At 56.9% G+C, this 15,778-nt stretch carries 19 protein-coding genes and 1 pseudogene; 19 read left to right on the top strand and 1 reads right to left on the bottom strand.

Features of this window, described 5'->3' with window-relative positions; all coding sequences use genetic code 11:
• Position 1 precedes the first annotated feature (1 nt).
• The 9 genes from ACFJI2_RS13575 (at position 2) to ACFJI2_RS13615 (ending at position 8,808) form a co-directional block, all read left to right on the top strand.
• Entirely contained in the window at positions 2 to 1,375 is a 1,374-nt protein-coding gene (locus tag ACFJI2_RS13575) for a TolC family protein (protein ID WP_377705498.1), read from the top strand.
• Complete coding sequence (locus ACFJI2_RS13580) at positions 1,372 to 2,763, top strand: multicopper oxidase family protein (RefSeq protein ID WP_377705499.1); 1,392 nt, start codon at positions 1,372 to 1,374, stop codon at positions 2,761 to 2,763. The genes ACFJI2_RS13575 and ACFJI2_RS13580 overlap by 4 nt, the downstream gene beginning before the upstream one ends.
• Before the next feature lie 28 nt (positions 2,764 to 2,791).
• Positions 2,792 to 3,121 (top strand): copper-binding protein, encoded by a 330-nt coding sequence (locus tag ACFJI2_RS13585; RefSeq protein ID WP_377705500.1) that lies wholly within the window; start codon positions 2,792 to 2,794, stop codon positions 3,119 to 3,121.
• Positions 3,122 to 3,142: 21 nt separating this feature from the next.
• Positions 3,143 to 3,511 carry a copper resistance protein CopC gene (locus ACFJI2_RS13590; protein WP_377705502.1) on the top strand — a complete coding sequence of 123 codons (369 nt, stop codon included), beginning with the start codon at positions 3,143 to 3,145 and terminating at the stop codon, positions 3,509 to 3,511.
• On the top strand, positions 3,512 to 4,456 hold the full coding sequence (locus ACFJI2_RS13595) for a copper resistance D family protein (protein WP_377705503.1): 945 nt from the start codon (positions 3,512 to 3,514) through the stop codon (positions 4,454 to 4,456).
• Positions 4,443 to 4,955 carry a plastocyanin/azurin family copper-binding protein gene (locus ACFJI2_RS13600; RefSeq protein WP_377705504.1) on the top strand — a complete coding sequence of 171 codons (513 nt, stop codon included), beginning with the start codon at positions 4,443 to 4,445 and terminating at the stop codon, positions 4,953 to 4,955. Before ACFJI2_RS13595 ends, ACFJI2_RS13600 begins: the two co-directional genes overlap by 14 nt.
• Before the next feature lie 66 nt (positions 4,956 to 5,021).
• The gene (locus ACFJI2_RS13605; RefSeq protein WP_377705505.1) at positions 5,022 to 5,612 is read left to right on the top strand and encodes a flagellar basal body rod protein FlgB; all 591 of its coding nucleotides are present in this window, start codon (positions 5,022 to 5,024) and stop codon (positions 5,610 to 5,612) included.
• A gap of 465 nt (positions 5,613 to 6,077) precedes the next feature.
• The gene (locus ACFJI2_RS13610; RefSeq protein WP_377705506.1) at positions 6,078 to 8,480 is read left to right on the top strand and encodes a heavy metal translocating P-type ATPase; all 2,403 of its coding nucleotides are present in this window, start codon (positions 6,078 to 6,080) and stop codon (positions 8,478 to 8,480) included.
• 106 nt (positions 8,481 to 8,586) lie between these two features.
• Positions 8,587 to 8,808 (top strand): hypothetical protein, encoded by a 222-nt coding sequence (locus ACFJI2_RS13615; protein ID WP_377705507.1) that lies wholly within the window; start codon positions 8,587 to 8,589, stop codon positions 8,806 to 8,808.
• Positions 8,809 to 9,111: 303 nt separating this feature from the next.
• On the opposite strand, the gene ACFJI2_RS13620 is transcribed toward ACFJI2_RS13615, so the two are convergent.
• Complete coding sequence (locus ACFJI2_RS13620; RefSeq protein ID WP_377705508.1) at positions 9,112 to 9,321, bottom strand: hypothetical protein; 210 nt, start codon at positions 9,319 to 9,321, stop codon at positions 9,112 to 9,114.
• A 55-nt stretch (positions 9,322 to 9,376) separates the two neighbouring features.
• Between ACFJI2_RS13620 and ACFJI2_RS13625 the strand changes: the two are divergent.
• The 10 genes and pseudogenes from ACFJI2_RS13625 to tnpC form a co-directional block, all read left to right on the top strand.
• Positions 9,377 to 9,685 (top strand): annotated as a pseudogene (locus tag ACFJI2_RS13625) (hypothetical protein); the annotation flags it as partial.
• A gap of 50 nt (positions 9,686 to 9,735) precedes the next feature.
• Positions 9,736 to 10,065: an ArsR/SmtB family transcription factor gene (locus tag ACFJI2_RS13630; protein WP_377705509.1), complete on the top strand. Its 330-nt coding sequence runs from the start codon at positions 9,736 to 9,738 to the stop codon at positions 10,063 to 10,065.
• A gap of 14 nt (positions 10,066 to 10,079) precedes the next feature.
• A complete protein-coding gene (locus ACFJI2_RS13635; RefSeq protein WP_377705510.1) occupies positions 10,080 to 10,583 on the top strand; it encodes an arsenate reductase ArsC in 504 nt (167 codons plus the stop codon).
• A 21-nt stretch (positions 10,584 to 10,604) separates the two neighbouring features.
• Positions 10,605 to 11,084, top strand: a complete 480-nt coding sequence (locus tag ACFJI2_RS13640) for an arsenate reductase ArsC (protein ID WP_377705511.1) — start codon at positions 10,605 to 10,607, stop codon at positions 11,082 to 11,084.
• Entirely contained in the window at positions 11,081 to 11,803 is a 723-nt protein-coding gene (locus ACFJI2_RS13645) for an aquaporin (RefSeq protein ID WP_377705512.1), read from the top strand. The genes ACFJI2_RS13640 and ACFJI2_RS13645 overlap by 4 nt, the downstream gene beginning before the upstream one ends.
• 12 nt (positions 11,804 to 11,815) lie before the next feature.
• On the top strand, positions 11,816 to 12,529 hold the full coding sequence (gene arsH / locus ACFJI2_RS13650; RefSeq protein ID WP_377705513.1) for an arsenical resistance protein ArsH: 714 nt from the start codon (positions 11,816 to 11,818) through the stop codon (positions 12,527 to 12,529).
• Positions 12,530 to 12,884: 355 nt separating this feature from the next.
• Positions 12,885 to 13,184, top strand: coding sequence for a hypothetical protein (locus ACFJI2_RS13655; protein WP_377705514.1), 300 nt, complete (start codon positions 12,885 to 12,887; stop codon positions 13,182 to 13,184).
• Between the two features lie 250 nt (positions 13,185 to 13,434).
• Positions 13,435 to 13,821: an IS66-like element accessory protein TnpA gene (gene tnpA, locus ACFJI2_RS13660; RefSeq protein ID WP_377700832.1), complete on the top strand. Its 387-nt coding sequence runs from the start codon at positions 13,435 to 13,437 to the stop codon at positions 13,819 to 13,821.
• On the top strand, positions 13,818 to 14,165 hold the full coding sequence (gene tnpB / locus ACFJI2_RS13665) for an IS66 family insertion sequence element accessory protein TnpB (protein ID WP_377700833.1): 348 nt from the start codon (positions 13,818 to 13,820) through the stop codon (positions 14,163 to 14,165). The genes tnpA and tnpB overlap by 4 nt, the downstream gene beginning before the upstream one ends.
• A gap of 29 nt (positions 14,166 to 14,194) precedes the next feature.
• On the top strand, positions 14,195 to 15,736 hold the full coding sequence (tnpC, locus tag ACFJI2_RS13670) for an IS66 family transposase (protein WP_377700834.1): 1,542 nt from the start codon (positions 14,195 to 14,197) through the stop codon (positions 15,734 to 15,736).
• Positions 15,737 to 15,778: the final 42 nt, after the last annotated feature.

Raw genomic sequence — 15,778 nt, forward strand, 5'->3', positions numbered from 1 at the left:
CATGTTGCGACTACATACGCCGCTGCTCAGCCGCACCGCTGTAGGACTGGGCGCGGTTTTCCTTGTAGGGTGCGCAAGCCTGTCGTCCGACGGCGGACTAAGCGACGTTTCCTCGCTTACCAAAAACAGGGTTGGCCAGGCCGTGCAATTTACAAAGGACGCCAGCAGCAATGATCCGAAGGTGCAAGAGCTTTTAAGTCAGCCATTGACCGTTGAATCAGCTGTTCAGATTGCACTGCTTAATAGCTCGGCTTTGAAGGCTTCTTTTGCAGAGCTGGGGGTGGCGGAAGCCGACTTCGTTCAGGCTGGCCGCATGCGTAATCCTGGTTTCAGCTTTAGCCGGGTGCGCGGAGGCGGCGACGCGGAAATCAACCGTAGTGTCACGTTTGACATCGCGGGATTGTTGACGCTGCCAATGCGGACAAGAATTGAAAAAGGCCGCTTTGAGCAAGCGAAATTGCTCGCCGCTGCGCAGGCGGTACAACTGGCAGCAGACACGCGTCGTGCATACTTCACAGCAGTGGCCGCCGCACAATCTGCAGCGTTTGCAGAACAAGTTCGTGGCGCTGCAGAGGCCTCGTCAGACTTGGCTGAAAGCATGAGCAAGGTAGGCAATTGGAGCAAGCTTGACCAGGCCCGTGAGCGTGCTTTCTATCAGGATGCCGTGACTCAGCTTGCAAGAACTCGCCATGAAGCCATTGCCAGCAGGGAGCAGCTCATTCGCCTGTTGGGCCTCTGGGGAAAACAACAAGAATTCGTTTTACCCGACCGCTTGCCTGAACTGCCAGCTCAACCGCAGGAGATGAACAATGCTGAAGCTCAGGCATTGTCGCAACGTTTGGACGTTCTCGCGGCTCGACGGGAAACTGAGGCTACGGCGTCAGCGCTTGGACTGACCAAAGCGACCGCCTTTGTCAATGTCTTCGACGCCGGCTATACAAACAAGAGCTCGACTGGTCTACCACGCGAGAACGGTTACGAGGTCTCGTTGGAACTTCCAATTTTCGATTGGGGCGGTGCCAAAGTAGCGCGCGCCGAAGCTCTCTATATGCAGTCCGTACACCGAACCACTGATACGGCAGTTCGAGCCCGGTCGGAAGTACGGGAGGCCTATTCGGCGTACCGCACCACCTACGACATCGCGCGTCACTACAGAGACGACGTCGTGCCTCTTCGCAAGAAAATTTCGGACGAAGTTCTGCTGCGCTACAACGGGATGCTGGCCAGTGTATTTGAACTGCTGGCCGACTCGCGCGAGCAATTGAACAGTGTGAACACGGCTATCGAAACCCAGCGCGATTTTTGGATAGCTGAGACCAAGCTGCAATCCGCCATCAACGGCGGGAGCAATACCGACACAAGGAATATTCCATGATTTCACGTAGAGACTTCTTCAGGGGCGCTGGGGCGGTAGCAGTGAGTGCCGCAGCAGTAAGCAAAGTTGGCGCGGCATCACTTCCCGAAGCGATGTCAATGAACAATGCGAATACGCAAGTTCCGCCGCCGCCGCCGAATGGCCGGCCGTTCAATCCTGTCGTGACGCTGAATGGCTGGTCTCTGCCTTGGCGTATGAATAGTGGGGTAAAAGAGTTCCACTTGGTTGCGGAGCCGGTGGTGCGCGAGCTCGCGCCTGGTATGAAGGCCAATCTGTGGGGCTACAACGGCCAGTCGCCGGGGCCGACCATCGAAGTGGTGGAAGGCGACCGCGTACGCATATTCGTGACCAACAAACTGCCGGAGCACACAAGCGTGCATTGGCATGGTCAGCGACTACCTAACGGAATGGACGGAGTTACCGGCCTTACCCAGCCTGGCATCGCGCCAGGTAAAACCTTTGTCTACGAGTTCGTTGCGAAGCGCCCAGGTACGTTCATGTACCACCCACACGCGGACGAAATGGCGCAGATGGCAATGGGAATGATGGGCTTTTGGGTAACACACCCGAAAGACCCGTCGCTCCACGCGGTCGACCGTGACTTCGTCTTCCTGCTGAACGCTTATGACGTGGAGCCCGGAAGCTATACGCCGAAAATCAACACGATGCTGGACTTCAATCTGTGGACCTTCAACAGCCGGGTCTTCCCAGGTATCGACTCGATGCCCGTGCGTCAAGGCGATAAGGTGCGCATCCGTGTTGGCAACCTAACGATGACGAATCACCCAATCCATTTGCATGGACACGAGTTCTTCGTCACCGGCACCGATGGCGGGTGGACACCGCCAGCATCGCGCTGGCCGGAGGTCACTACCGACGTCGCGGTGGGGCAAATGCGCGCGGTTGAATTTGTCGCCACTGATTTGGGCGACTGGGCCTTCCACTGTCACAAGTCCCATCACACCATGAACGCAATGGGGCACAACGTCCCAACGATGATTGGTGTGGACCATCGCGGTGTGGCCGAGAAAATTAACAAGATTGTGCCCGACTACATGGTCATGGGCGACAAAGGGGGCTCGATGGGCGGAATGGAGATGCCAATTCCGGAAAATACCCTGCCGATGATGATGGGCGAAGGGCCATTCGGCGGCGTAGAGATGGGAGGCATGTTCACCGTGTTGAAGGTTCGCAAGGACCAAAAGCGCGGTGACTACACTGACCCTGGCTGGTACAAACATCCGGCTGGGACAGTGGCATACGAATGGACCGGCGCATTGCCCGAGCCGTCGCGGAGCACGAGCGCAGGTGGTCAGTCTATGCCGGTAATGAATAAGCCAAATGTCGAGATGACGGTTCGAAAACCGTCGGGACATGGCGGACACTAATTTTTTATTAAACCTGAAAGGAAGCATCATGAATCATCTGAATAAAGTAGTCCTCGCAGCCGTTATTGGCTTCTCGTTTGCATCGGTAGGTTCGGTCGCCTATGCGCAGCAGGCATCCGCCTCGGCAGCCCAGGCGGCAATGAGCGATGGCGAAATCAAGAAAGTAGACAAGGAGGCCGGCAAGCTGACCATCAAGCACGGTGAACTGAAGAACCTGGGTATGCCAGGAATGACGATGGTGTTCAAGGTTCAAGACCCGGCAATGCTCGATAAGGTGAAGCAGGGAGATAAAGTCCGTTTCGTCGCGGACAAAGTTGGTGGCGCCCTCACGGTCACTGCAATCGAAGCAGCAAAGTAATTTCAACAAGGAGAACTGAAGATGAAAGCATTGCGCACATTGATAGTTGCCGCCGCCATGGCAGCGGCAACTTTGGCTAGTCCGTTTGCCTCGGCACACGCCACCCTAAAGGGCTCCAATCCGGAGGCTGGCGCCACGCTGGCGGCAGCGCCAAAGGACATCACGCTGACCTTCAATGAGAAAATTGAAGAGGCCTTTAGCACCATAACCATAGTCGATGGCCAGGGTAAAGAAGTCACTCCAGGAAAAGCTAAGGTTGACACGACCAATCCTGCAATCCTGCGCTTGGACGTCCCTGCGCTCGCCGCCGGATCCTATACCGTGACCTGGGCCGTCGCCGGTCACGACGGTCACCGCCGTAAAGGTGATTTTAAATTTATGGTGAAATAAATGGATGCGGTCTCGTTGCTACAGATAGGTTCGGCATTTGCGCTTAACGTCGGATTTGCCTGGCTTGTTGGGTCGTGGTTTGCGCGCTATTGGATACAGTCCAACGGCACTAGCCGTGACGATTCTGAGGCGGCGCTTCGCAAGCTCGACTTACTAGCTTCGGGACTAAGTGCGGTCGGTAGCGCGGTTGCGCTGCTGGCCGCAACTGCGGTGATGGGCGGTGTTGGCCTACGAGAGGCCTGCCCCATGTTTTGGATGATGGTCTCCAGCACCGACTATGGGCATGCTGGATCCATCTCGACCTTGGCCATGATTGTCCTGTTTAGTATTCGGTGGGCTGGCAGTGCTAGTCGCACTAGCGACATTGTAGTGGCACTGACCTTGACTATATTCGCCGTAACTCGCGCATCTATGGGACATGCCGGCGAAGAAGGCTTTTGGACAATGGCGCTCGCAGCAGAGGCCTTACATTTTTCCGCAATTGGACTTTGGACTGGCGCGGTTCTGGTCTCGGCCTGGTTCGCTCTTCATGAGATGCGAGTGGCAGCCTTTGAAATTGGTTCTGCTGACCGATACCTGGACCTGATGTCGCAGGCTGCAATGGTTGCCGTGATTGGAATTGCTCTTACAGGCATATTCAGTGCATGGCACAGAGTGGGGACTTCTGACCATCTATTACATACCTTCTATGGCATGACGCTGTTGGTAAAGATAGCTCTGGTATTGGCTGCTATTGCGCTGGGAGGTTATAACAAATTCATTGGATTACCCGCTGCGAGTCGTTCACACAGAGGTGTCAGGTTGGTCCGCGCGACACTACAGATTGAAAGTTTCCTTTTGCTCGGCGCCCTTTTTCTGCGGCAATTCTCACGTCCCAACAACCACCAACTGCAATGTAGAGATGTTGCAGTTTCGAATAACGGAGACTCAAATGAAAAATTTTAAGACAGTCACAATTGCGGCATTTTTACTTGCTGCAGCGTCCTCGCTAGCGGTAGCCGCCGTGCAAGACGGTAAAACGCCTGCTCATGGTGAACACCAACACGGCGGCCATGAGGGAGAAAGTTCGCTGATTGGTAAAGCGGGTGATCCTGCCAAAGTGACCCGCACAGTGACGGTGGAAATGAACGACACCATGCGTTTTACTCCCGCGTCAATTTCGGTAAGGGAAGGCGAAGTTATTCGCTTCGCAGTCAAAAATTCAGGCAAGCTCAAGCACGAGATGGTAATTGGCTCAGCCAGTGAACTTAAAGAGCATGCCCAGTTGATGGCTAAGTTTCCTGATATGGAGCATGCGGAACCTAACCAAGTAACGTTATCGCCAGGGAAAACTGGAAATATCGTCTGGCAATTCGGAAAGGCGGGGAAAGTAGATTTCGCCTGCCTGCAGCCCGGGCACTTTGAGGCAGGTATGAAGGGGCAAGTTGTGGTGTCCGCGAAGTAAGTGGTGTTATCCGGCAGGTTGTGTAATTCCTGCCACTCCTTGGTGGTACTCACAAAGGTAAATATCATGGAACTTTCAACACTGCCTGTTGGGCCGTTGAACAAGGAAGGTGGTTCTGTACAAAAACCGCCAAGCACTTTCAACAGCTCAAACTTTTCCGAGATGCTATCCCAGGTGCAGTTCAAGAATTCGATGAGCACTCAACTGCCGCTACGCGTGAGCGAAACATCATCATCAAACACAACGGCTTCGTCGCCGAGAAATGGCCTATTGGGGCAGCTTGGTTCGCCTCGCGCTCATTTTCAACTACGGGATGCTCAAGCCCCCGATGCGGACGACAAAATTAACGAACGCGCGCTCTCCTTGCGCGAGTATCGTCTGGTGCTGCTCGCATCAAATATCGCCAATGCAGATACCCCAGGATATCGGGCCCGAGACATTGACGTTCAAGAGGCTCTTCGAACGGGAAAAACTGTGAAGACGGTAGAGGTGAAATATTCCATCCCAAGTCAGGGAGCAATTGATGGCAATACAGTGGAAATGGACACTGAACGAGCAAAATTCGCAGAGAACGCCATACTGTACGAATTTCACGTGAATCAGGTCCGAGGGCACTACAAAGATATGGAAGATCTACTTAAAAATACGCCGTACTAGTGATTGCTGGCGATAGAAAACAGCCAGGCTATGAGCTTATATATTTCGCCTTATCAGCCATTCGAGATGTTGAAAATAGTCAATCTTATAGGAGCCTGAATCATGTCGAAAATTGCTGTTTTGGCGCTATTTTCCACCATATTTATCACGGGCTGCGCCTCGGATTCGGAACGAGCTGCCGCCGCCGAGCGGGATGTTCGGCGGCGTGTTGACGTGTATGGACCCGCATGCGAACAAATGGGTTTTAAGAAGGATACAGATGCTTGGCGCTTCTGTGTTGTTACTTACAGTCCGACTGGGCATCATCATTGAGGCCAATCGTCTGGCAATTCAACAGCGAAAAGGGGGAGTCAATTTGGCACGCCTCCAGCAGGGGTACTTCGAATCAGAAATAAAAGGGATACCGTGGGGTTTGCAAAATAGACAAATGGGCTCAGCCAATAGATAGTGACGAAGGGGAGATTCATGAACAGAAACGCAGTTGAAAATCACGAACACGCGCCAGACTCTGCGCATCGCCATTCAACAATCCAAGGCGGGGCCGGATCAGATAAACCCTTCATTGACCCGGTCTGTGGGATGAAGGTAGGTCCGGATAGGGAACGAGAGATTTCGTACGAACAGGTGGTCTATCATTTTTGCAGTGCGAAGTGCATGGCAAGGTTCAACACCACTCCTGAGGCGTTTCTTAACAAAGAAAATGCCGAAGTGCTGCCTGCGGCACCAGCTCAAGAGGGGGCCATATACACGTGTCCGATGCATCCTGAGATTGAGCAGGCCACACCAGGTAGCTGCCCGATTTGCGGTATGGCGCTAGAACCTGTCATGCCAACTCTAGATGATGAAGAGAACCCAGAGTTGGTCGATTTTCGACATCGGTTTTGGTGGACCCTTCCGTTCACGGCCGCAGTGTTCGTCCTCGCGATGTTTGGCCATATGATTTTTCAAGGAGCATTGCCCGGGCAAAATTGGATTGAGTTGGCGCTGAGTACTCCCGTTGTGATTTGGGCGGGCTGGCCCTTCTTCGAGCGCTGGGCGCAGTCACTTGCCCGCATGAGCCCCAATATGTGGACGCTAATTGGCACCGGCGTTATAGCTGCCTATGGCTACAGTGTACTCGCGACACTGACGCCGCAACTGTTCCCACCGACGTTCGCTGCTCACGGCAGCATCGCAGTCTACTTTGAGGCCGCAGCGGTCATCGTATCGCTCACCCTCTTGGGGCAGATACTGGAGTTGCGGGCACGTTCCCAAACATCGGCCGCCATCAAGTCGCTGCTGGGTTTAGCACCCAAGACCGCTCGCCGGATTCGCGAGGATGGCACTGAGGAAGATATTCCGCTAACGCACGTGCATGTTGGCGATGCTCTTCGTGTCCGTCCTGGTGAAAAGGTTCCGGTCGACGGTGTTGTTGCCGAGGGCGAGAGTTCGCTGGATGAATCGATGCTGACGGGGGAGCCTTTACCTGTTACCAAGCGCGCCGGCGACCGATTGATTGGCGCGACAATCAACACGAGCGGCAGCCTTATCATGCGTGCCGAGAAAATCGGTAGTGACACGATGCTCTCCCAAATCGTCCAGATGGTCGCTCAGGCACAGCGCTCGCGCGCGCCGATGCAACGGCTAGCCGATAGCGTCGCCGGCTACTTTGTCGTAGTCGTCGTGTCCATTGCGTTGCTAACTTTTGTGGTGTGGGGCGTATACGGTCCCGAGCCAAGCTGGGTATTTGGTTTCGTGAATGCGGTTGCTGTCCTTATCATTGCTTGCCCATGCGCGCTGGGTTTGGCCACCCCAATGTCGATCATGGCCGCTACTGGACGGGCGGCCACCATGGGCGTCTTGTTCCGCGACGCTGCGGCCATCGAAGACCTCAAAAAAGTCGATACGCTTATTGTCGATAAGACGGGTACGCTGACCGAAGGCAAGCCATCCTTTAACAGCGTGGTGGCCTCCGCCGGGTTCAAGGAAGAAGACGTCTTGCAGATTGCCGCCAGCATTGACCAAGGCAGTGAGCACCCGTTGGCACACGCCATTGTCAGCGAAGCGAACAAGAGGAAGTTGGTATTGACCAAACCCGATGCCTTTGAGTCAGCCAGCGGGATCGGTGTTCGAGGAGTTTTGAATGGGAATAAAATCGCCCTCGGAAATACTGCTCTTATGGACGCCGAAGGTATTGACTGGAAGCCACTTGCAGACGCAGCCGAAGGCCTGCGAGTCGAGGGGGCGAGCGTCATGTATCTTGCATCTCAGAGCCGACTGGTAGGACTGATAGCGGTGTCTGACCCCATCAAGACAAGCACCCAGGAAGCTTTACAAGAACTGCGGGCGGAAGGCCTGACCGTCATCATGGCTACTGGCGACGGCGTGACGACCGCGAAGGCTATTGCCGGCAGACTAGGCATCGAGGAGTACTACGGCGAGGTCAAACCGCAGGATAAGCTTGCACTGGTCGAGAAGCTGCAGAAGATGGGCAAGGTGGTGGCGATGGCCGGCGACGGTATCAATGACGCGCCAGCTCTTGCGAAAGCGAACGTGGGCATAGCCATGGGCACTGGTACGGACGTTGCTATAAATAGTGCGCATCTGACCTTGGTCAAGGGCGACCTTCGCGGAATAGCGCAGGCGCGTTTGATTTCAGTCGATACGGTGCGCAACATGTGGCAGAACTTAGGGTTTGCGTTCGTGTACAACGCGCTTGGGATTCCCCTGGCCGCCGGTGTACTGTACCCGTTCACCGGCCAGCTGCTGTCACCGATGATAGCTGCGTTGGCCATGAGCTTGAGCTCTGTATCCGTGATTACAAACGCGCTTCGCCTACGAAAGCCTAATACCAATAGGGAACTAAGGAGCGCCATCCCCCCCCTATGACCGGGCATTCATCATCACCTTCCGTTTTCCGTTCGGTGTCACCAAAGATGCTAGTCGCAGTTGCTTATTCATACTCAACTGTAAGTACTATGTGGCTGGAGGGGTCATGTCATCACAAAATCATCTGCTGTATCAGGGTTTTTTGCTGAACTGCGAACCGTTACAGCTTCCAAGTGGACGCTTTGCGGCCCATCTCGTTATTTCCTTGAAAGATCAAAAATGTATTTTTGCCGGGCGTCTTTCGCCGGTCAGGGACTTTGGCAATATGGAAGATGCGGTCACATATTCCGCGAGCTGGGGAAAAGCATGGATTGACGATAATGAGTAGCAGCCTCCCGCGCATCGATTTTCTCTATATGATCGGTCTGCAATGAATCAGGAAATTCGCGTCCACTACGCAGGATATACGATTTGCGTGACGCCAATACAGTCAATTGACCGATCTTGGCGGTGCGCCTTTGTTATTCTTGAAGGCGGCAATATATTGCTAAGTGCCTGCACTTCCACGGCTTGTCGTACGCGCGATGACGCTGAACAACATGGAGTCATGGTTGGCGTCCAAGTCGTGGACCGTGAGATTTCTGAATCGAGCAACTAAGACGAGTCTCTTCTGACTTGGCACTGACCAATCTCACGCCATCACCCTCTCTACCGGCTTGCCAGCATGCCACTGACTGTAAATTCGACCTGGCTTGTCGCCACATTCATTACCAGCAGAGCCGACCAGTCGGAAGTATTTTCGGGTATCGAACAGCAGTTGCAGCACGGCGCGAATTGCCTGATCCGGATCGAGGACGACCGATCCGTTCGGGTGGTAGGTCAGACCGACCGGCAGCGGCAATTCCAGTTCCGCTACGGGCCTTATTGCGTATGCCCTCTTGCAGGCTGGCCTTTAATTATGGGGAATACATATGGGTTTGACTCAAGGGCTGCTCGCCACGATGGTGGTCCAAACCGTTCCGCCTGAGCTGGAGGGGACCGCATTCGGCTTTTACAATTTATCTTCCGGCATCACTCCGCTCATTTCCAGCGCTATAGCGGGCGTTCTCTGGGATAGATTTGGCGCAGCTTCCACATACTATGCGGGAGCCTTTTTGGGGCCGTCACGTTGGCGTCGCTGGGGCTTATTCCTTAATCGGAGAACAAATCATGGAGCTATGTCATCAAGCTGTCAATATACTTCGATATTCTTTGAAATGTTGTAGCTTCTGCGCTATCATACTTCGACAATTACTGAATCATGGAAGCAATCAATATGGAAACCAAGGACGTTTTAGCCGCGCTGGCGGCCATTGCCCAGGAGAGCCGGCTGGCCGTTTTCCGACTGTTGGTTCAGGTCGGCCCTGACGGGATGGCAGCCACCAAGATAGCCGAGCAGCTCGACATCGCGCCCTCTTCGCTGTCGTTTCACCTGAAGGAGCTCACGTACGCCAGGCTGATCACCTCGCGCAGTGAGGGGCGCTTCGTGATCTACTCGGCCGATGTTGTGGTCATGAACGGCCTAATCGACTACCTGACCGAGAACTGCTGTGGCGGCGTTCCTTGCGGTCCAGCCGGCTGCGACACCAAACCCACATCTACCTGAATTGGAGAATTCCCATGCAAGAGAAAGTCTACAACGTACTGTTCCTCTGCACCGGCAACTCGGCGCGCAGCATCATGGCCGAAGCCTTGGTGACAACGATGGGTAAGGGCCGCTTCAAGGGCTTCTCTGCCGGCAGCCACCCTGGTGGCATGGTCAATCCTTTTGCCATCGAACAGCTGGCTCACACCGGCTATCCAACCGATGAGCTGCGCAGCAAAAGCTGGGACGAGTTCGGCACTCCGGACGCGCCGCACATGGACTTCATCATCACTGTATGCGACAACGCCGCTGGCGAGGTCTGCCCTCACTGGCCGGGCCACCCGATGTCGGCGCACTGGAGCTTTGAAGATCCAGCTGCGGCCCTGGTGAACAGCATCGAGGAAAAGCACGCGGTGTTCAACCGCATCTTCCGCCAGATCATGACGCGCATGAACATTTTTGTCAGCCTGCCGCTGCACATGCTGGAAAAGAACGCCATCCAGCGCGAAATCCAGGCGATTGGCGAAACCTCCGTTTAAATTTTTTACTTCACACTCACTATGAACATCCTGTTTCTCTGCACCGGCAACTCATGCCGTTCCGTCCTTTCCGAAGCCACCTTCAACCATCTGGCCCCGGCTGGCCTGAAAGCCATCAGCGCCGGCAGCCAGCCGGCCGGTAAGCTGCATCCCCTCGCTGTGGAGCTCCTGCATAGCAAGGGCATCTCCACCGAGGGCTATTACAGCAAGTCGTGGGACGATTTGCCAGTAACGCCCGATATTGTCGTGACCGTCTGCAGCAGCGCCGCTGGCGAAACCTGCCCGGCCTATCTGGGGCCGGTGCTGCGCACGCACTGGGGTGTTGACGACCCGGGCCACGTGGTGGGCACCGAGGAAGAGATCAGCACCGCGTTCGAACGGACCTACCGCATCATCCGTGCGCGTATCGAGGCGTTCCTGGCTCTACCACTCGAAGAGTTGCGGAAGGATCCCGCACGCCTGAAGCGCGAACTCGACAGCATTGGCGGTATTGAACCATGAGTTTTGCACGTCGCATCGTGGCGGAAGGATTGGGGACGGCGATGCTGCTGGCAGTGGTGGTCGGCTCGGGCATCATGGCCGAACGACTGGCCGGAGGCAACGTGGCGATCGCACTACTGGCCAACGCAATTGCCACCGGCGCCGGCTTGATCGCGCTGATCCTGATGTTCGGCACCATCTCCGGAGCGCACTTCAATCCTGTCGTGACGCTGTCGGAGGCCGTGCAAGGCAATCTTCCCGGCCGGGAGGTGCTGCCCTACATCGCCGTCCAAGTTGCCGGCGCCTTCGCTGGCGTGGCTGCGGCGCATGGCATGTTCGGTGAGCCGCTGTTCTTCGCCTCGGAGCACGCCAGGACCGGGGCAGCGCAATGGTGGAGCGAATGCGTGGCCACGTTCGGCCTGATCGCCGTTATCATCGGGTGCTCGCGCAGCCGGCCGGCCGTCACGCCGTTCGCGGTGGCGGCCTATATCACAGCTGCGTATTGGTTCACCTCGTCCACGTCGTTCGCCAATCCAGCCGTGACCCTGGCCCGCAGTGCGACTAACACCTTCGCCGGAATACGTCCCGTCGACGCGCCGGGATTTGTCCTTGCGCAGCTGGTTGGTGCCGCCGCCGCGACTGCAGTGTTCTGCTGGTTGTATCCAGCTGTGCCCGCCAACGCCACGGTGGCCGGAACCGTGGCTCCCGGCGATTTCACGGCTCGGTCCGAACAGCAATAAAGGACAAATTGTATGACCAATGCGAACCTTCCCAACATCAAGACCGAACTGCTCGACATCCCCACGGTCGGAAAACTGGACCCTGTGAGAGATTTAAGCCATCCGCCGCGCATCCTGATGCTATATGGATCGCTGCGGGAGCGCTCGTTCAGCCGCTTTCTGACCGAAGAGGCGGCCCGCATCCTCGATCATTTCGGCGCCGAGGTCAAAATTTTCAATCCGATGGAGCTGCCAATGGCGGGCAGCGTGCCGGAGGACCACCCGAAGGTCGTCGAGCTGCGCGAGCTGTGCCTGTGGTCCGAGGGCCAGGTCTGGTGCAGCCCGGAGCGCCACGGCGCTGTCACGGCTGTGATGAAAAACCAGATCGACTGGATTCCGCTGGAGATGGGCGCAATCCGCCCAAGCCAGGGGCGTACGCTGGCCGTGATGCAGGTTTGCGGCGGTTCGCAGTCGTTTAACGTGGTCAACACGCTACGCCTTCTTGGCCGCTGGATGCGCATGTTCACCATCCCAAACCAGTCCTCGGTTCCGATGGCGTACAAGGAATTCGATGAAGCTGGCCGCATGCGCCAGTCAGGTTACTACGACCGCGTGGTCGACGTCATGGAGGAGTTGTTCAAGATGACGCTTCTGCTGCGTGGCCGTAGCGACTATCTGACCGACCGCTACAGCGAGCGCAATGAGCGCGCGCTGAAAGCGATCGACCGGCAGATTCAACGTATTTGACAATCGGTAAGTCAGTAATCCGGGTCGGCTGTCCATCTTCGGGAATGCTGCATATTCTCGTAAAAACGGCCACCGATTCCTGTTCCAATGCGGCCACTAATTCTTACCTCAAAGCGGCCAACCGCTCCTCGGTATGCCACCGATTCCCGCACAAGCCACCAATTCTTGTCCATGCCACTGATTCTTGTCTAAATCAGCTGCTCGCTGTCGCGCATATCGAAAATGCTGGATACGGCCAGCTGGACACGGCCGTCGCGACTTCCGCGCCAACTGGCCCCTGGCAAACTTGGTGTCAACTGACTTATGTTAGTCTTTGTGCCATGTTGAAATTCTTCCGGGACGCCAGCTATTTTGTTTGCTCACCTTCGTCTTGCAACTGGGTGACTGGCCATTTCTGGATGAGGTTTTGGAGGAGCAGTCGCTGGTTCAGCATGAATCTGTGGTCGCGTCCCAGACCAATCCGGTGGCCAAGCCCGATAGAACCCAGGTCAGTCATGCTGCCGACCTTTACGCGTCACTGTCGAATTTGGCAGATATGCCCGTGCATTATTTTTTTATTGGCGCCGTCGAGCCTGACATTCATCAAGCGATAGTCGCAACTAATTTCACATCCGCCAGCCCCATCCCTTTGGATCGCCCTCCCATATTTTCCTGAACTAAACCATATCTTGATCCGGCGCACTTGCGCCTGCTTTGTCACGCTATCAGGTTTTACAGGAATCATTCATGGCCCATGTTTATACAAGGGGCGCACGGATATTGCGCTTGCCGCAAACTGTCCGCGCGACCGTAATTTGTATCGTCTGCGTATCAGGGTAAGCGTCTTCCCAGCGCCGTCTGGACTGCCTGACCAGCGTAATCCATGATCGAATTTTGGCACAGCGTTGTGCCCACAATTTTCGATTATGGACACAAATTTTCAACCGATCATTTCCAAGAATCCACGCGGCCACTACCGCCAGCACCCGCTCGAGTTCAAGCGCGCATTGGTGGCGCTGTCGCTGGAGCCGGGCGCTTCGGTCGCGCGCATCGCGCGCGAGCACGGCGTCAACGCTAACCAGGTGTTCAGCTGGCGCCGTCTCTATGAGCAAGGGCGCCTCGGCGTGCCTGCGTTAATGCGGGATGATGGCTTGTTGCCGGTGGTGCTGGCGCCAACGGCGCCTGCTCCGAATAACGACACCTCCGACGCCAGCGGCATTATCGTGTTGGAGTTGGGCCAGGTCCGCGTGCGGATCGAAGGCCAGCCCAATGCCGCTGCGCTGGCGCAAGTGTTGGATCGGGTTCTACGATGATCGGCCTGCCCGCTGGCACCAAGGTCTGGCTCGCCGCCGGCACCACCGACATGCGCTCCGGCTTCAATGGGCTGGCTGCCAAAGTGCAGACGGCGCTGGAGGAAGATCCGTTCAGCGGGCACGTTTTCGTGTTTCGTGGCCGGCGCGGCGATCTCATCAAATTACTGTGGTGGACCGGTGACGGGCTGTGCCTGCTGGCCAAGCGGCTGGAGCGTGGCCGCTTCATCTGGCCGCAGGCCAGCAACGGCTCGGTGGCGTTGACGCAGGCGCAGCTGTCGATGCTGCTCGAGGGCATAGACTGGCGGCGCCCCGAGCGAACTTGGAAACCAACCTCGGCCTTGTAAACGTGATACGCCTCGCGTAAACTCGGCGCATGCTCAGCCCAGCCGACCTGCCCAACGAAATCGCCGCCTTGAAGGCGCTGCTGCTCGCTCAAAACGAGGTGGTGGAAGGTCTGCGCGAACAACTGAACACGCGCGCCGTCGAGATCGAACACCTCAAGCTGCAGATCGCGAAGTTGCGGCGCATGCAGTTCGGCCGCAAGTCGGAAAAGCTGGACCACCAGATCGAGCAGCTGGAATTGCAACTGGAAGACCTGCAGGCCGACGAGGCCGAGGCGGCGCGCGAGATGCCGGCGGCCGACCAGGCGCCGCGCAAAAAATCGGTGCGTCGGCCTCTGCCCGATCACCTGCCGCGTGACGAGAAGGTCTATGCGCCAGCGGCCGACGCCTGCCCGGCCTGCGGTGGCGGCCTGCGGCCGCTGGGCGAAGACGTGGCCGAGCAACTGGATTTCGTGCCGGCCAGCTTCCGCGTGATCCGCCATGTGCGTCCCAAGCTTGCTTGTTCCTGCTGCGATGCGATCGTCCAGGCACCGGCACCGAGCCGGCCGATTGAGCGCGGCATTGCCGGTCCCGGCCTGCTGGCCCACATCCTGGTGGCGAAATTTGCCGATCACCTGCCGCTGTATCGCCAGTCGGTCATTTATGCCCGTGAGGGCGTCGACCTTGACCGCGCCCTGTTGGCGAGCTGGGTCGGTTCGGCCAGCGCACTGCTGCGTCCGTTAGTTGACGCCGTTCGGCGCCACGTGCTGGCAGCGTCGAAGCTGCATGCCGACGACACCCCGATCCCTGTGCTGGCGCCCGGCAACGGAAAAACCAAGACGGCGCGCTTGTGGACCTACGTGCGTGACGACCGGCCTTCGGGCGACACCGCACCGCCAGCAGTCTGGTTTGCGTACACGCCCGACCGCAAGGGCATTCATCCGCAGACCCACCTGGCCAAGTTCGAAGGCGTGCTGCAAGCCGATGCGTATGCTGGCTTCAATGCCTTGTTTGAAAATGGAACGATCCGCGAAGCCGCCTGCTGGGCGCACGCGCGACGCAAGTTCCATGACCTGCACGCGGCGCGACCGACGGCGCTGACCACCGAGGCATTGCGCCGGATCGCCGAGCTCTATGTGATCGAGGCAGATATCCGAGGCAAACCTCCCGACGAACGAAGGCAGGTTCGGCAAGCCCGCTCGCGCCCGCTACTCGATGACCTGGAACACTGGCTGCGCACCACGCTCGATACGCTGTCGCGCAAGTCCGACACTGCGGCGGCGATCCTGTACGCGCTCAAACTCTGGCCGGCGCTGCTGCGCTATTGCGATGACGGCGCCATCGAGATCGACAACTCGGCGGCCGAGCGCGCCTTGCGTGGCGTAGCGATAGGCCGCCGCAACTACCTGTTTGCCGGCGCCGACAGCGGCGGCGAGCGCGCTGCCGCGATCTACTCGTTGATCGGGACGGCCAAGCTGAACGGTGTCGACCCCGAAGCTTGGTTGCGCCATGTGCTGACGCATATCGCCGATCATCCCGTCAACCGGGTTGATGAATTCTTGCCGTGGAACTGCGGCCTGCCAGCAGCCCTCTGAGATTACGCCGCTTCCCAGCGGTGTGATGCCATCATCGATCAA

Source organism: Pseudoduganella sp. UC29_71, from assembly GCF_042693265.1.
Classification (GTDB): domain Bacteria; phylum Pseudomonadota; class Gammaproteobacteria; order Burkholderiales; family Burkholderiaceae_D; genus Rugamonas.

Bases quoted from the DNA above. Each gene is read 5' to 3' on its own strand.
- ACFJI2_RS13575 (WP_377705498.1), top strand. From the start codon at position 2: ATGTTGCGACTACATACGCCGCTGCTCAGCCGCACCGCTGTAGGACTG.
- ACFJI2_RS13580 (WP_377705499.1), top strand. From the start codon at position 1,372: ATGATTTCACGTAGAGACTTCTTCAGGGGCGCTGGGGCGGTAGCAGTG.
- ACFJI2_RS13585 (WP_377705500.1), top strand. From the start codon at position 2,792: ATGAATCATCTGAATAAAGTAGTCCTCGCAGCCGTTATTGGCTTCTCG.
- ACFJI2_RS13590 (WP_377705502.1), top strand. From the start codon at position 3,143: ATGAAAGCATTGCGCACATTGATAGTTGCCGCCGCCATGGCAGCGGCA.
- ACFJI2_RS13595 (WP_377705503.1), top strand. From the start codon at position 3,512: ATGGATGCGGTCTCGTTGCTACAGATAGGTTCGGCATTTGCGCTTAAC.
- ACFJI2_RS13600 (WP_377705504.1), top strand. From the start codon at position 4,443: ATGAAAAATTTTAAGACAGTCACAATTGCGGCATTTTTACTTGCTGCA.
- ACFJI2_RS13605 (WP_377705505.1), top strand. From the start codon at position 5,022: ATGGAACTTTCAACACTGCCTGTTGGGCCGTTGAACAAGGAAGGTGGT.
- ACFJI2_RS13610 (WP_377705506.1), top strand. From the start codon at position 6,078: ATGAACAGAAACGCAGTTGAAAATCACGAACACGCGCCAGACTCTGCG.
- ACFJI2_RS13615 (WP_377705507.1), top strand. From the start codon at position 8,587: ATGTCATCACAAAATCATCTGCTGTATCAGGGTTTTTTGCTGAACTGC.
- ACFJI2_RS13630 (WP_377705509.1), top strand. From the start codon at position 9,736: ATGGAAACCAAGGACGTTTTAGCCGCGCTGGCGGCCATTGCCCAGGAG.
- ACFJI2_RS13635 (WP_377705510.1), top strand. From the start codon at position 10,080: ATGCAAGAGAAAGTCTACAACGTACTGTTCCTCTGCACCGGCAACTCG.
- ACFJI2_RS13640 (WP_377705511.1), top strand. From the start codon at position 10,605: ATGAACATCCTGTTTCTCTGCACCGGCAACTCATGCCGTTCCGTCCTT.
- ACFJI2_RS13645 (WP_377705512.1), top strand. From the start codon at position 11,081: ATGAGTTTTGCACGTCGCATCGTGGCGGAAGGATTGGGGACGGCGATG.
- arsH (WP_377705513.1), top strand. From the start codon at position 11,816: ATGACCAATGCGAACCTTCCCAACATCAAGACCGAACTGCTCGACATC.
- tnpA (WP_377700832.1), top strand. From the start codon at position 13,435: ATGGACACAAATTTTCAACCGATCATTTCCAAGAATCCACGCGGCCAC.
- tnpB (WP_377700833.1), top strand. From the start codon at position 13,818: ATGATCGGCCTGCCCGCTGGCACCAAGGTCTGGCTCGCCGCCGGCACC.
- tnpC (WP_377700834.1), top strand. From the start codon at position 14,195: ATGCTCAGCCCAGCCGACCTGCCCAACGAAATCGCCGCCTTGAAGGCG.